General features: G+C 64.1%; 15 protein-coding genes. 10 read left to right on the top strand and 5 right to left on the bottom strand.

The window, feature by feature from the left end; genetic code table 11:
• Positions 1-30: 30 nt before the first annotated feature.
• The 9 genes from EOA22_RS08155 (at position 31) to EOA22_RS08115 (ending at position 8,396) form a co-directional block, all read left to right on the top strand.
• On the top strand, positions 31-1,389 hold the full coding sequence (locus tag EOA22_RS08155; RefSeq protein ID WP_024503940.1) for an LLM class flavin-dependent oxidoreductase: 1,359 nt from the start codon (positions 31-33) through the stop codon (positions 1,387-1,389).
• 14 nt (positions 1,390-1,403) lie between these two features.
• Positions 1,404-2,180 carry a DUF427 domain-containing protein gene (locus tag EOA22_RS08150; protein ID WP_024503939.1) on the top strand — a complete coding sequence of 259 codons (777 nt, stop codon included), beginning with the start codon at positions 1,404-1,406 and terminating at the stop codon, positions 2,178-2,180.
• A gap of 34 nt (positions 2,181-2,214) precedes the next feature.
• Entirely contained in the window at positions 2,215-3,852 is a 1,638-nt protein-coding gene (locus tag EOA22_RS08145; RefSeq protein WP_127389915.1) for an ABC transporter substrate-binding protein, read from the top strand.
• Positions 3,853-3,859: 7 nt separating this feature from the next.
• Entirely contained in the window at positions 3,860-4,819 is a 960-nt protein-coding gene (locus EOA22_RS08140) for an ABC transporter permease (protein ID WP_013530496.1), read from the top strand.
• Complete coding sequence (locus tag EOA22_RS08135; RefSeq protein ID WP_013530497.1) at positions 4,816-5,703, top strand: ABC transporter permease; 888 nt, start codon at positions 4,816-4,818, stop codon at positions 5,701-5,703. The genes EOA22_RS08140 and EOA22_RS08135 overlap by 4 nt, the downstream gene beginning before the upstream one ends.
• Positions 5,704-5,772: 69 nt before the next feature.
• Positions 5,773-6,795 carry an LLM class flavin-dependent oxidoreductase gene (locus EOA22_RS08130; RefSeq protein ID WP_063168683.1) on the top strand — a complete coding sequence of 341 codons (1,023 nt, stop codon included), beginning with the start codon at positions 5,773-5,775 and terminating at the stop codon, positions 6,793-6,795.
• Between the two features lie 41 nt (positions 6,796-6,836).
• On the top strand, positions 6,837-7,484 hold the full coding sequence (locus EOA22_RS08125) for a ThuA domain-containing protein (protein WP_063168682.1): 648 nt from the start codon (positions 6,837-6,839) through the stop codon (positions 7,482-7,484).
• A 59-nt stretch (positions 7,485-7,543) separates the two neighbouring features.
• On the top strand, positions 7,544-7,888 hold the full coding sequence (locus EOA22_RS08120; protein ID WP_013530500.1) for a hypothetical protein: 345 nt from the start codon (positions 7,544-7,546) through the stop codon (positions 7,886-7,888).
• A gap of 94 nt (positions 7,889-7,982) precedes the next feature.
• Positions 7,983-8,396 (top strand): hypothetical protein, encoded by a 414-nt coding sequence (locus EOA22_RS08115; protein ID WP_063168681.1) that lies wholly within the window; start codon positions 7,983-7,985, stop codon positions 8,394-8,396.
• Positions 8,397-8,406: 10 nt separating this feature from the next.
• Here the strand turns inward: EOA22_RS08115 and EOA22_RS08110 are convergent, their stop codons facing one another.
• Positions 8,407-10,431: an amidase gene (locus tag EOA22_RS08110; RefSeq protein ID WP_127389914.1), complete on the bottom strand. Its 2,025-nt coding sequence runs from the start codon at positions 10,429-10,431 to the stop codon at positions 8,407-8,409.
• Positions 10,432-10,574: 143 nt separating this feature from the next.
• Between EOA22_RS08110 and EOA22_RS08105 the strand changes: the two genes are divergently transcribed.
• Complete coding sequence (locus EOA22_RS08105; RefSeq protein WP_024503933.1) at positions 10,575-10,850, top strand: hypothetical protein; 276 nt, start codon at positions 10,575-10,577, stop codon at positions 10,848-10,850.
• 96 nt (positions 10,851-10,946) lie between these two features.
• Here the strand turns inward: EOA22_RS08105 and EOA22_RS08100 are convergent, their stop codons facing one another.
• From EOA22_RS08100 to EOA22_RS08085, 4 genes are all read right to left on the bottom strand, one after another.
• Positions 10,947-12,032: a Gfo/Idh/MocA family oxidoreductase gene (locus EOA22_RS08100; RefSeq protein ID WP_063170299.1), complete on the bottom strand. Its 1,086-nt coding sequence runs from the start codon at positions 12,030-12,032 to the stop codon at positions 10,947-10,949.
• Between the two features lie 39 nt (positions 12,033-12,071).
• Positions 12,072-12,836: an ATP-binding cassette domain-containing protein gene (locus EOA22_RS08095; protein WP_063168679.1), complete on the bottom strand. Its 765-nt coding sequence runs from the start codon at positions 12,834-12,836 to the stop codon at positions 12,072-12,074.
• Positions 12,833-13,834, bottom strand: coding sequence for an ABC transporter permease (locus EOA22_RS08090; protein WP_063168678.1), 1,002 nt, complete (start codon positions 13,832-13,834; stop codon positions 12,833-12,835). The genes EOA22_RS08095 and EOA22_RS08090 overlap by 4 nt, the downstream gene beginning before the upstream one ends.
• Positions 13,831-14,840 (bottom strand): substrate-binding domain-containing protein (locus tag EOA22_RS08085; protein WP_245478607.1); only part of this gene is annotated, 1,010 nt, incomplete at its 5' end. The genes EOA22_RS08090 and EOA22_RS08085, both read right to left, overlap by 4 nt.

Below are 14,840 nucleotides of genomic sequence, written 5' to 3'. Positions count from 1 at the left end.
CTCCGGAGCAGATCTGGAAGGAGGCCCGGCATGGCTCGAGACCACATGATCCTCAGCGCATTCTTCTTCAACCCGCAGGGCGATCATCGGATGTCGTGGCGCCACCCGAGGGCGCCGGGGCGGGAGGTACTGGATTTCGAATTCTACCGCGATCTCGTGCAGGCGGCCGAACGCGCCAGGATCGACACCATCTTCGTCGCCGACCACGTGTCGATCTGGGATTCAGTCAAGAGCGGCGTCGCCCATTACGCCAATGCCCGCCTCGAACCGCTGACGCTGCTATCGGCGCTGGCTAGCGTGACCAAGCATATCGGCCTGATCACCACGGCGTCGAGTTCCTACAGCGAGCCGTACAATGTGGCGCGCATGTTCGCCTCGCTCGACCATATCAGCAAGGGCAGGGCGTCGTGGAACGTCGTCACCTCGGCCATGGATGAGGAGGCGCGCAATTTCGGCCGCGACGGCAATATCGAACATGCTTTCCGCTATGAGCGCGCGGCCGAATTCCTCGATATCGTCAAGGCGCTGTGGGACAGCTGGGAAGACGAGGCGCTGCTGATCGACAAGGCGTCAGGCCATTTCGCCGACCCCGACAAGGTCCATCCTATCGATCACAAGGGCAAGCACTTCAAGGTGCGTGGGCCGCTCAACGTCTCGCGGCCGCCGCAAGGCCATCCGCTAATCGTCCAGGCCGGCTCGTCCGAAGATGGCAAGAACTTCGCCACCGCCCAGGCCGATGCGCACTTCGCCATCTACAGCACCAAGGAGGATGGCATCAAATACCGTCAGGACATCAACGAGCGGCTGGCCCGCCACGGCAGGCGGCCGGAGAGCTTCAAGATCCTGCCCGGCATCCTGCCGATCGTCGCCGCCTCCGAAGCGGAAGGCCGGGAAAAGCAAGAATACCTGCAGACCTTGCTGCCGGATCAGGTCGGCATCGACCTTCTGTCGAGCTGGAGCGGGTTGGACCTGTCGCTGTTCCCGCCGGACGGGCCGCTGCCGCCGCTGCCGGACGAAAGCACGTTCAATGGCGGGCGCACATCGCTCAACCGGGTCAAGCAGTGGGCGAAGCAGAATCTCAGCCTGCGCGAGATCGCGCGCAAGCTCGCCAACAGCGGTTCGGTGCCGACGGTTGCCGGCACGCCGGTACAGATCGCGGACCAGTTGCAGGACTGGTTCGTTTCGGGTGCCGCTGACGGCTTCAACCTGATGTTCCCGCTGCTGCCAGAAGACTGGGTGAATTTTGCCGAACAGGTGGTGCCGGAGCTGCAGCGGCGCGGCGTCTTCCCGACCGAATACGGGCCGGGAACGCTGCGCGACCGTTTCGGCCTGGCGCGGCCCGCCAACCGCTTCGCCGAGCAGCGCGACAATGCGCGTGCCGTGTCCTGACCGGAAGAACGATCATGACCGTCGCACCAAGATTGCAGCCACGCGAAGCGACCGCGCCGCAGCTCGTCAATGTCCTGCACAGCCCCAAGCGTGTGCGCGTCAAATTCGGCGGCCGCACCATCGCCGACAGCCGCAACGTGCTGGTGCTGCGCTCCAACCATTTCCTGCCGATCTATTTCTTCCCGCCGTCAGCGGTCGACCCATCGGTGCTGAAACCTTCGCTGCATCGCGAGCCGCATCCGGTCGGTGGCGAGACCGCCTATTGGGATATCGACAGCGGCGACAGGCGCAGCGCCAACGCGGCGTGGTCGTTCGTGTCACCGCCGGATGAAAACCTGGCGCCGCTGGCCGGCCGCATTGCATTCACCTGGAAGGCCGTCGACCAGTGGTTCGAGGAGGAAGAGGAAGTCTTCGTCCACGCCCGCGATCCCTATGCACGCATCGATGTTCTGCAAAGCTCGAGCCATTTGCAGATCTGGTTCGACGGCGAGCCGATCGCCGACAGCCACCGCCCGGTGCTGCTGTTCGAGACGCATCTGCCGACGCGTTTTTATCTGCCCGCGGAAGACATCCGGCTGGAGCGGCTGACGGCGTCCGTCACCACGACGCGATGTCCCTACAAGGGCATCGCCTCTTACTGGTCCGGCCTGCTGAGCGACGGTTCGGTGCGCCCTGATATCGCCTGGAGCTACCGGGATCCCATTGAGGAAATGCCGAAGATCAAGGGCCTCATCGCCTTCTATCCGCAGGCCGTCGACCGCATCCATCTCGACGGCGAGCCCGTCGCATAGATTTTCAATCTTCATTTCAAAGCAGGGTTTCAAAATGACCAGACGCAGAGATATCGACGCAGTTCGCAATCTGTCGGGGGACATCTGGAATGTCGCCGTCGACGAACATCAGGGCGGCTTTCTCAAGCGCCGCGATCTCCTCAGATATGCCGCACTGCTCGGCCTGACCGGCTTTGCCGCCTCGCAGGGGTTGGGAGGCGCGCGCGCCGCGGCTGCCGGCGGCGGCACGGTTCGCGTCGGGCTCGGCCAGCCGACCAAGGCGATCGATCCGGTTTCGGTCACCGATCCGGCCAGCATCGGGGTGATCAGCCAGGTCGGCGAGTATCTGATCCTCGACGATCCGAAGGATGGTCTGCAGCCGAAGCTGGCTCTGTCCTGGGAGGCCAACGAGACGGCCAGCCGCTGGACCTTCAAATTGCGGCAAGGGGTAAAATTCCACGATGGCCGCGCGGTCACCGCCAAAGACGTTGTGGCGAGCTTCGAGCGGCTGGTCGATCCGGCCAGCGGCTCGTCGGCGTTGTCCGCCTACAAGGGCATCCTGTCCAAGGGCGGCGCCAAGCTGGTCGACGACGAAACCGTCGCCTTCGATCTCGACGGTCCGAACAGCAACTTCCCGTTCTATGTCTCCTCCGACGTCTACAATGCCGTCATCCTGCCTGCCGACTATGCCGGTGATTTCGAGAAGACTTTCAACGGCACCGGTCCGTTCAAGCTCGAATCCTTCCGCCCCAAGCAAGGCGCCAGCTTCGTGCGCAATGAGAATTACTGGGGCGACAAGGCGCTGCCCGACCGGATCGAGATCAAGTTCTTCGACGACGAGCAGGCACAGGTGCTGGCTTTGCAGGCCGGCCAGCTCGACGTGATCCCAAGCACGACGCGGCTGGAGCTGGCGATCGAGGGCAATCCCAACTTCAAGCTGCTGAGCGTGCAGGCGAGCTCGCACGACCAGGTGCATCTCAGGACCGACCAGGCGCCGTTTACCGACAAGCGCATCCGCCGCGCGCTGGCGCTCACGATCGACCGAGAGGCTGTGGTCAAGGGCCTGCTCAAGGGCCGCGCCATCGTCGGCAACGACACGCCGTTCGCGCCGATCTTCCCCTCGGCCGATCCATCGGTGCCGCAGCGCAAGCAGGACATTGCCGAGGCCAAGCGGCTGCTTGGCGAGGCGGGCGTGCCCAACGGCTTCGAGGTGACGCTGACCACCGAACGCGCCTATGACATTCCCGACTATGCGGTCATCATCCAGAACTTCGCCAATAAGGCCGGCATCGACGTCAAGCTCAATGTCCTGCCGCAGGACGCCTATTACGGCTCGGCGACGTTTGGCAGTTCGCCATGGCTGGATTCGGTGCTCGGCATCACCGACTATGGCCACCGCGGCACGCCCGACATCTTCCTCAACGCCACGCTAAAGAGTTCGGGAGCTTGGAACGCGGCACATTTCAACAACCCGGCCTATGACGCGCTGCTGCTTGACTACTCGAAGGCGCGCGACCTGCAGGCACAGCGCCTTGTTGCCCGCAAGATCCAGACCTTGCTGCTCGACGAGACGCCGGCGATCATCAGCTACTTCTCGCAATACAGCCGCATCGTCAGCTCCAAGGTCGAGGGCGTACGCTTCACCGCGATTTCGCATCTCCTGCTCGACCGCGTTTCCTTCGTCCAGGCATGATCGCGACATGCTGACCGGTCGCATTCTGTCAGCGCGTGTGGGCACACTTGTCCTCACCCTGTGGCTGGTCAGCATTCTGGTGTTCTTCGCCGGGCAGGTCCTGCCCGGCGATGTGGGCCGTGTCATGCTCGGGCCTTTTGCCGACGCGCAAGCGGTGGCGGAACTGAACAAGCGGCTAGGCGCCGACCAGCCGGTTCTCGTCCAGTATTGGCTCTGGTTCAGCAAAGCGGTCACCGGTGACTTCGGCACCTCGCTGTCGATGCGCGGGCCGGTGGCGCCCTTCGTGCTGGAAAGCCTCAAGCGCTCCGCGGCGCTTGCCGGGATTATTTTGCTCTTCCTCGTTCCGCTCGGCGTTGGTGCCGGCGTCATCGCCGGTCTCAATGCGGGCCGCCTCATCGACCGGCTGATCGTGATGGCGGGCGTCTCCTTCGGCATTGTGCCTGATTTCGTTTCCGGCCTGATGCTGCTCATCGTTTTCGGCCTGTGGCTGAACTGGTTCCCGATCTCCGGAGTTGCGCCCGATGGCGCGGGCTTCTGGACGCATGGCTATTATCTGATCCTGCCGGCGCTGCCGCTGGTGCTGAACCTTTCCGGCTATATCGCCCGGATGACGCGAGCAGGCGTGATCGAGGCGATCGCCGCCGATTACACGCGCACCGCCGTCCTGAAAGGGCTCGAGCGGCGCGAGATCATCTTTCGGCACGTGCTGCGCAATGCGCTGACGCCGACCGTCGCGGTGCTGGCGACGCAGACCGGATACATGCTGGGTGGGCTGGTGGTGATCGAGGCGTTGTTCGGCATCCAGGGACTTGGCAATCTGGTCCTGAACGCGGCCAAGGCCCGTGATTTCCCGATGCTGGAGGCAGGCGTATTGGTGATGGCGGCCATCTTCGTGCTGTCGGCGGCGGCCGGCGACCTCTTGCTGGCGCTGCTCGATCCGCGGCAACGCCGCCGGACCTCGCCATGACGGATCTGGCCGAGTTTCCCGCACTGCAGCGCGCCGTGGCGGGCTTTTCGGCAGTGCGCCGGATTCGCAGTGCTTTCGCCGGATTGCCGCCGTCGGTCGTGGTCGGATTGCTGCTGCTTTTGTTCTGGGTCGCTTGCGCCATAGCAGGCAACCTCTTCGTTCCCTACGATCCCTATGCCGAGGATTTCCTGGCGACGCTGACGCCGCCCGATGCGCTGCACTGGTTCGGGACCGATCAGCTCGGCCGCGATGTGCTGTCCCGCATCATCGTCGGTTCGCGCGACATCCTGCTGGTTGCGCCGCTGGCGACGCTGGCCGGGGTTGCCGCCGGCAGCATCATCGGCCTGGTGCTCGGCTATTTCGAGGGCCTCACTGATGCCATCGGCGCGCGGCTGCTCGATACGCTGATGGCGTTTCCGTTCATCGTTCTCGTCACCATGACGCTGGTGGCGATCGGCCCGTCGAACCTGACCGTCATCCTGGTGATCGGCATCGCCTACGCGCCGCTGGTGGCGCGCACCGTTCGCGCCGCCGTGCGTGAGCAGAAGCAGCGCGACTATGTCAGCGCCGCGCGGCTTGGCGGTGAAGGCCCGCTCGCCATCATGTTCCTGGAGATCCTGCCCAACATCAGGGAAACGATCCTCATCGAACTCGTCACAAGGCTGGGCTACGCGTTCTTCTCGATCGCGACGCTGAGCTTTCTCGGCCTCGGCATTCAGCCGCCATCGGCCGACTGGGGACTGGCCGTCGCCGACGGCTATGGCTTCCTGACCGGCGGAAAATGGTGGGTCGTCGTCTTCAATTCCGGGGCAATCGTCTCGCTGGTGATGGCGACCAACCTGATCGCACAAGGCATTGGCGCCTTCGAGAATAGCGATGCATGAGCCTTGATCCGGGCGCCAAAAAATCTCTTTTGCATTGAAGCCTGACGCGCATCCTTATATCGCATGATTATGAAGAAAATCGGGTTCCTGTCGTTCGGGCACTGGACGCCCTCGTCGCAATCGCAAGTGCGCTCGGCTTCGGACGCGCTTTTGCAATCCATAGAGCTGGCTGTCGCCGCCGAGCAGCTGGGCGCGGACGGCGCGTATTTTCGCGTGCATCACTTCGCCCGCCAGCTCGCGTCGCCGTTCCCGCTGCTGGCGGCGGTCGGCGCCAGGACCAGCCGCATCGAGATCGGCACCGCGGTCATCGACATGCGCTACGAGAACCCGCTCTACATGGCCGAGGATGCCGGTGCCGCCGACATCATCGCCGGCGGGCGCCTGCAGCTCGGCATCAGCCGTGGCTCGCCCGAGCAGGTGATCGATGGCTGGCGCCATTTTGGCTACGCGCCGCCGGAAGGGCAGAGCGACGCCGACATGGCAAGGCACCACGCCGAGGTCTTCCTCGAGACGCTGCGCGGCGAGGGGTTCGCCCAGCCCAATCCACGGCCAATGTTCCCCAACCCGCCCGGCCTCTTGCGCCTCGAGCCGCATTCGGAGGGTTTGCGCGAGCGGATCTGGTGGGGTGCGGCTACCAACGCCACGTCGGAATGGGCAGCCAAGCTCGGCATGAACCTGCAGAGCTCGACGCTCAAATTCGACGAGAGTGGCAAGCCGTTCCACATCCAGCAGGCCGAGCAGATCCGCATCTATCGCGAGGCCTGGAAGGCAGCCGGCCACAAGCGCGAGCCGCGCGTCTCGGTCAGCCGCAGCATCTTCGCGCTGGTCGACGATCGCGACCGCGCCTATTTCGGCCGCGGCAATGAGAGCCGCGACCAGATCGGCTTCATCGAGGAGAACACCAAGGCGATTTTCGGGCGCAGCTACGCGGCCGAGCCGGATGTGCTGATCAAGGAATTGGCGCAGGACGAGGCGATCGCCGAGGCGGATACGCTGTTGCTCACCGTTCCAAACCAGCTCGGCGTCGACTACAACGCGCATGTCATCGAGGCGATCCTGACCCATGTCGCTCCAGCGCTGGGCTGGCGCTGACGCCGGATCGATCAGGGCCGAGTTTTCCAGGGAGGTACACAATGCCAAAGAAGGCCTTGATCGCCTGGGGCGGCTGGGAGGGCCATACGCCGGAGCAGAGCGCGAAGCTCGTTCGCACCTTGCTTGAGCGAAACGGCTTCGACGTCACGCTGGGTGAGGGCACGGCGATGTTCGCCGGTCCGGAGCTTGCTTCCTTCGATCTCATCGTGCCTGTCATCACGATGTCGACGATCGAAAAGGCCGAGTTGCAGAACCTGACGCTTGCGGTTCGCGGGGGAAGCGGGCTCGGCGGTTTCCACGGCACGATGGGCGACAGTTTCCGCAATGAGCCTGACTATCAGTTCATGACCGGCGGCCAATGGGTGGCGCATCCCGGCAACATCATCGACTACACTGTCGCGATCACCCGGCCGGACGATCCGATCACAAAAGGCATCAGCGATTTCGCCTACCGGTCGGAGCAATATTACATGCATGTCGACCCAAGCAATGAGGTGCTGGCGACCACCACCTTCACCGACGCGCATTTTCCGGGGATAGGCGGCGTCGTCATGCCGGTCGTCTGGAAACGGCGCTATGGGGCGGGGAAGGTTTTCTACAGTTCCCTTGGTCACACGGCGGATGAGTTCGCGGTGCCGGAAATGGCGCTGATAGTGGAGCGGGGTTTGCTTTGGGCGGCGCGGGGGTAGAAGCAGGCGAAGTTCGTGAAAATCTGATGGAATTCACAGGAAATCTACGGAGATATCCAATGAACGATTCCAGTTGGTCCGCTTCCGAAAAGAAGCTCGCCCGCCACGCCTTCGATAAGGCTCTTGAGGCGGCCCTCGCAAAGACGATGGCCGAATTCAAGAGCAAGGCCAGTGCGGTGACGGTTCCCTCCCAGATGTGGGAGCTGGAAGCCTATTTGCGTGAACAGCGGCGGGATATCGATCGGACGTTCGACTACCGCTATTCGCAGCTCCTTTATGTCTTCACTCATCTCATCCGAGCAGGCTGCCTCGATGAAAAGCTGCTTGCCGGTCTGTCGCAAGACAAGCGGGATGTCATTCGGCGGGACCTTGCCTTTGCGGCGGGACGCCCGGCCAGCGGATGACGACGGCAGGGAGTGCGGCCGCGTCCCAATCCCTGCCATGCTGGAAAGCGGCCGTTGTCGTACTACCATCCCGTCACATGGCGAGGGGGATGAGATGGACCATCAGCGTACTGTTTTTCTGATCGGAGCAGGTTCCGTTGGTGACGACGAGCAAGCCGTGTTCACGCTGCACGTGAACGGCGCTGCCTGCAATCTGAAATGCAGTTATCGGGACAAGGTGATCGAGGCAGAAGAGGAAGACTTTTTCGAGGCTCTGTTCCAAATCCGTCAGGCACTCGAAGTCGATGGCCTGCTACCCTTCTGTTACGGAGCAAGCGCCAATGTTTATCCGGAAAATACCGTGATGGAGAAAAGTCGCGGATTGATAGCCTGCAAGGTGAAGACGGGGCAATTTCCGCAAGAGAGCGATCTGGTCGACATATTTGATGATGGCGTCGACGTGGTTCCGGTTTTCGTCCATATGCAGCAGGAATTTTGGGAAGAATGGCTGACTTCGCTGCCTTCCTAGCTGCTGGCGTTCATCCAATCCCGCCCGTAAACAGATAGGCGCCGGCGCTGCGCCCATCCTCCAGCCGCACAATAGCCGTCACGATCGAGCCATACGAGCCACGCCAGACGCTGTGGAACCGCTGGTGCTCTGCGGCCGGAACCAATGCCTGTCCACAGCAGCGCGCTCCGCTTCGCTGGATGGCGACAGGCTCGCCGTTGACATGCACCTTGACGCTGGCGTGTTCCGCCTCGGCGTCGATCGGCAGGTCGAGGGTGATGGTGATCTCGTCCTGATCGCCGGTCGTGCGCGTCTCGGCGGCAAGCGCAATGACGAGCGGAGGTGCCTTGCCGCTACCGGTTTGCGTGGGCCGGCGGGAAAATACATCTTCAGTCAGTTCCGGCGTGCGTGGGGGCAGGGTGCGGCGCCGGGTCGACTGTTCGTAGTCGCCGGCCATGCGCAGCAGCCTTTCGTCGTCATAGGCCTTGCCGGCGAAGGTCAGGCCGACCGGCATGCCGATATCGGCCATGGTTCCCATCGGCACGGTGACGGTCGGGATGCCAAAATGGCGCCAGACCAGATTGCCGTTGGCGACCCAGGTGCCATTGCGCCAGGCAAGGACGGCGGACGCCTCGTCGATGTCTGCATCGGCCGGTCCGACATCGGCGGCGGCGGGCAGCACCACGGCGTCGATGTCTTGGCCGTCCAGCCAGACCTCGAAATCGATCCGCCTTGTTGCTTCGACGCCCTTCAGTCCGTCTTCCAGCGTTGGAATGTCTGCGAACGGCGTGACGCCGGACCGCGCCCGTTCCACATATTCTCTCAGATCGAAGCCGCCCTCATAGCGGTCGGGCAGCGTGCCGGGCGGCTGCGGGAAGATCTTTGGGCCGTCGACGGAGACGAGATCGGGCACGGCCGGGTCGGCATTGGCGCGCAAAAAGTCGTCCCAGCCCCAGATGCTGAGATCCCAGAGTTCGCGCTCGGCGAAGTCCTGCGGCACCAGCCCGCGCTCGACCATGGTGCGCGCCCCGGGGCGGTCGCGCTCGTAGTTGGAGACGACGGGGAAATCGACCTCGATCACCTCGGCGCCAAGCCGCTTGAGATCGGCCGCTGCCTGCTCCCACAGGGCAAGCACCGAGGCGCGGGTTTCGATCGGCGCATCGGCCTCGCTGTCGCGGCCGATATACATTCTGGGCACGCCCAGGCGCTTGCCTTTCAACGACCCCGCCAGTGCGAGATCGGTATAACGGGGCGGCCGCACATCGGAGCTTTTCGGCAGCTTGACCCAAGGCTGCGCGCGCCAGAAATCGCCTCGCGCCTCGGGATCGTCGGCGACGATCACATCGAGCAGTTCGAGCATGTCGGCCACGCTGCGCGTATGCGGCACGACGACATCCATGGTCGGCACCAGGGGCCAGTTGCCGCGCACAGAAATGACGCCGCGCGACGGCGTGTAGGCGACCAGCGCATTGTTGGTGGCCGGCGCGCGGCCGGACGACCAGGTTTCCTCGCCAAGCCCGAAGGCGCAGAAGCTGGCCGCTGTCGCCGTGCCGGAGCCATTGGACGAACCCGATGCGAAGGCGGCGGTGAGATAATCGCCATTGTACGGACTTTCGGCGCGGCCATAGACGCCGCGCTGCATGCCGCCATTGGCCATTGGCGGCATGTTGGTCAGCCCGATCAGCACCGCACCGCCGGCGCGCAGCCGGGCTATGGTGAAGGCATCCTCATTGGCAATGAGATGCTCGAAGGCCGGCGAGCCGGCGGCCACCGTCAGGCCTGCAACCTTGTAGCTGTCCTTGGCGGTGTAGGGGATGCCGTCGAGCGGTCCGAGCACGGCGCCGTTGCGGCGCCGCTGGTCGGAGGCCGCCGCCTGCTCAAACATGTCAGGGTTGAGCACTGGGACGGCATTGAGGCTGATGCCGTGCCGGTCGAAATGCGCGATGCGCCTGAGATACGCCCCGACCAGTTCGACGCTGGTGACGGTGCCGTGATCGAGCGCGCGGCGCAGTTGGTCGATCGTCGCTTCGACGAGGTGAAGGCTGGCGTCGGTCATCACGGATCCCACATTTCCACGCACCATGGATGAGCGAGGCCGCAGGCTTCGGCAAGAGCCTATCGCGGTCTTCTCGGAACTTTTGTCCGGCTGGCGGTTTTGGATGTATGGTGCGATTCCGGAATGGCCAGAAGGGTGTGCCGATGACCACGAAATGCGTTGCGATCCTAGCTCTCGCGGTTGCTACGGGCGCGAGTCTTTGCGCCCCGGCCTTGGCTGGCGACCGGCATTACGACCGCCGGGTCCACTCCGAACGCTACGTTCCCGCCGAAGGCGATCTCATCGATATCCTGTTCGGCGGCCCGCACTACTACGATCAGCAGTTGGTGACGACGGCGGCTGGCGCGTGCTCCTACCATCGCGTTGGACCCGACGCGAATGCATTGAACAAGATCAACGATCATCACTGCGGGAAATAAGGCAGTAGGGCAGTAGGGCAGTAGGGCAGTAGGGCAGTAGGGCAGTAGGGCAGTAGGGCAGTAGGGCAGTAGGGCAGTAGGGCAGTAGGGAGCGCCTCAACGCTGGCCGCTCTCCTTCATACGCTCGATGATTTCGGCCATCAGCGCCAGGTCGCGGCGGGAATCGGCGAGGTCGGTCAGCGGCTTTGTTCCTTCGGCGATGTGGCGGTGGAAAATCTCGAGTTCATTCGAGAAAGCATCGCCGTAGAGAGGGCCGAAGGCTTTCGTCACCGGGCCGAGCGGGCCGGCATCGGTGACCTCCAGCCGCGTCGGCAGGCTGCGGATGTAGGGCGTGTCGTAGATGATGCGCACGCGCCTGGTGTTGGAGCGCACCTCGATCATTGCGTCGAACAGGCCGAGATCGTCGACCACCGCGTCGTAGAGACAAGCGAAATGGCCATAGTCGAAGGTGACCGATGTGTTGGCGCCGCCATTGGTGCGGTGCGCGGCCAGCACGCGCGCCGGCTCGCCGATCAGCCCGCGCATCGCTGAAATGTGGTGCGAGGAAAGCGCCGTCAGCCCGCGATAGGCGCGCACCAGGTCGGCCGGCGCGTCGGCACCGACGACTTCGCGGATCAGCGCGTCGCGCTCCTTGGCGCCACGCGCCAGCAGGGCCGGGTCTATGTCGTTGGGATAGAGGACGTTCTGGCTCTTCTTGAGGAAATGCCGGCCCTCCGAGATCAGGTCGAAGATGCGGACATGGGTGATGTCGGCGAAGGCCGGCAGCTCGTCCCTGGCGGCCAGATAGGCCGGCGCGTAGCGGCGCATATAGCCGACGAACAGGGTCTTGTCGTAACTCGGCATCAGCGCCAGCAGATCGTCGATCTCGCGCACCGTCAGACAGGCAGGCTTTTCCAGCAGGATATGTTTGTTGGCAGCAATCGCCGCGTGCACGAAGCGGCTGTGGGTGTCGTCGGATGACAGCACGAACACCGCGTCGATGTCGGGTGACGCTATTAGCGCCTCGGCCGTCTCGAAGGTTCTTGCCGTCAGGTGTTGCGAGGTGCACAGCGCCACCAGGCTGGGCGACACGTCGTACACGCCCGCGATCACCCAGCGCTCGCGCTGATCGCTCAGCACCGGCAGATGGATCGACTGGGCGACCTCTCCAAGACCTATAAGTCCGACACGAATTGGTGCCACCGGCAAACTCCCTTTGATTTCAGGTCTGATGCTGCAGGACTATGCCGCGCCGGTGACCAGCGCGACGAGCTCGTTGCCTGATGTCTCCGAGGCGCGCACGGTCGCCGCCATCTTTCCCGCCCGCATCACCCAGATCTGGTCGGACAGGCGGCGGACCTGATCGAAATTGTGGCTGACCAGGATGACTGAGACCGACTGCTCGCGCAGGCGTCGGATCAGCGCCTCGACATTGGCCGTCTCCTGCACGCCGAGCGCCGCCGTCGGTTCGTCCATCACCACCAGCTTGGCGCCGGAGCCGACAGCGCGGCAGATCGAGATCGCCTGCCGCTGGCCGCCCGACAGGCGCCGCACACGCTGGTTGATCGACGGCACGTTGATCGACAGGCGCGACAGCATGGAACGGGCCTCGCGTTTCATCGCCTTGCGGTCGAGGAAAGCGAAGGGACCGATGCGGCGCACGATCTCGCGGTTGAGGAACAGGTTCTGCGCGACCGTCAGTTCGTCGATCAGCGCCAGGTTCTGGTGCACGGTCTCGATGCCGGCCTTGCGCGCCTCGTCGGGATTGGCGAAGGGCCGCGCCCGGCCGTCGAAGAACAGATCGCCGGCGTCGGGCTGATGCACGCCGACCAGGCTGCGGACCAGCGTCGACTTGCCGGCGCCATTGTCGCCGATCACGGCGGTGACCTCGCCGCGGCGGGCCTGGAAGGCGACGTCGGTGAAGGCGCGGATGCCGCCGAAATGCTTGCTCAGCCCTTCGCAGGCGATGATCGCCTCAGCGGCGGGGATGTGATGGGGAGCGCTCATTTCTGATACCGCATGATCAGCGCCGCCAGCACCACGATGGCTCCCACGGCAAGCGGTTGGTAGAAAGCCGACACATTGAGCAAGGTCAGGCCATTGACGAGTGCCGTGAGCATCAGCGCGCCGATGGCGGGCCCAAGAATGCTGGCGCGGCCGCCGAACAGGCTGACGCCGCCCAGCACCACCGCCGCCACCGAATTCAAGAGCAGGCTGGTGTTGATCTGCGGTTCGGCCGAGCCGATGCGGGCGACCAGGAGAATGGCCGCGACACCGGCGCAGAGACCGGAAATCGTATAGGCGGCGATCTTGACCCGGTTGGTGCGGATGCCGAGCGCGCCGGCACTTTCGGCCTGGCCCCCGGTGGCAAGCAGATGCACGCCGAAACGCGTGTGGTAGAGCGCGATATGGGCGACGATGACGGCTGCGATCGCCACCCATACGGGATAGCTGAACGGTCCGAACGAGCCGGAAGCGAGCCTGAGCAGGAAGGTCGAGCCGACCATGGTCGGTTCACCGCCCGACAGGATGAGGCCAAGGCCAGTGATGCCCGACAGCGTGCCGAGCGTCACCACGAAATCGGGGATTTTGCCTGCCGTGATGATCAGCCCGTTGAGGAAGCCCACCGCGCTGGTGGCGAGAACCGCGAGCACGCAGGCGATGAAGATGCCGTAGCCGGCGGCATTGACGAGGCCGAGGATGATGGCGCCGAGCATGACGGCTGCCGCCAACGACAGATCGATGCCCGAGGTGGCGATGACGAAGGTCTGGCCGATCGACAGCACGACCAGGATCGCAGCCGCCAGCAGCAGCGCCTGCAGATTGGCGACGCTGAGAAAGACCGGCTGGGCGATGCCGAAGACGATGACGAGGCCGACCAGGCCGACGACGGATGCCCAGTCGGCCCAGAAGGAGGGATCGAGGAGGAGAGCCGCCAGGGAGGGACGGCTCTCCTCCGCACCCGCCGAATGGGCGGCGGGCGCGTTGTCTGCAGGTGTGCTCACTTCAGCATCTCGCGGAAGGGATCGGGATAGTCGCCGCCGGGACGCGGAAAATTCTTTAGCGACGCTTCGGCATTGTCCTTGTTGATCAACAGCACAGGTGCCGGCACGTTGGCCGGCAGTTCCTTGCCCTTGGCCGCGACCGCACAGGCTTCGACGCCCATGGCGCCGACGACATAGGGGTATTGGGCGACGGTGGCGGTGAGTTCGCCTGATGCGATCGACTTCAGCGCATCGACAATGCCGTCTAGGCCGATCACCTTGACGTCCTTGCCCGACGTCCGCACGGCGCGCTCGACGCCAAGGGCCATGATGTCGTTGGCGGCGAAGAAGCCGGCGAGGTCCGGATGGGCGGCGAGGATATCGGTGGCGGCGGTCAACGCCTTTTCGCGATCCCAGTCAGCGCTGACCATCACCACGATTTCGAGCTTGCCTTCGACGGCCTGCCTGAAGCCCTTGATGCGGGCGTTGGAGCCGACATCGCCGACGATGCCGGCGACCAGCGCGACCTTGGAACCCTTAGGCACCAGCTTCAGCATCTCTTCGCCGGCCAGCACGCCTGCGGCGACGTTGTCGGTGCCGATATAGGTCGAGACGGCAAAGCCGGCGGCCTTGGCCTGCTCGGGGTCGATGGTCGAGTCGATGTTGACGATCGGCTTCTTCTTTTGGGCGACCGGCACCAGCGCCTGGACGAGGTTGGAGACGCTGATCGGGTTGACCAGGTAGCAATCGAAATCCTGCATGGCCATGGCGGTCAGGCGGTCGGCCTGGCCGGTGGCGTCACCCATGTTGGCGGCGGCCTGGACGCTGACACTGACGCCGTTGGCCTTGGCCTGCTCCTCGATGCCCTTCTGCATGGTCTGGAAGAATGGATTGTCGAGGCCTTTGACGATGGCGGCGACTTTCGCCGCATCCTCGGCGTGGGCGGGTGCCGAGACGATGGTTGCAAGCATGCCGGCGCCAAGCAGGCTCGTGCCGAGTTTCAGGCAATTGAACATGCGCATGGTTT

The organism is Mesorhizobium sp. M7A.F.Ca.US.014.04.1.1 (genome assembly GCF_003998745.1).
Lineage (GTDB): Bacteria > Pseudomonadota > Alphaproteobacteria > Rhizobiales > Rhizobiaceae > Mesorhizobium > Mesorhizobium ciceri.
The sequence above is the reverse complement of the archived record's forward strand: the minus strand, read 5'-3'. Positions and strand labels throughout refer to the sequence as shown.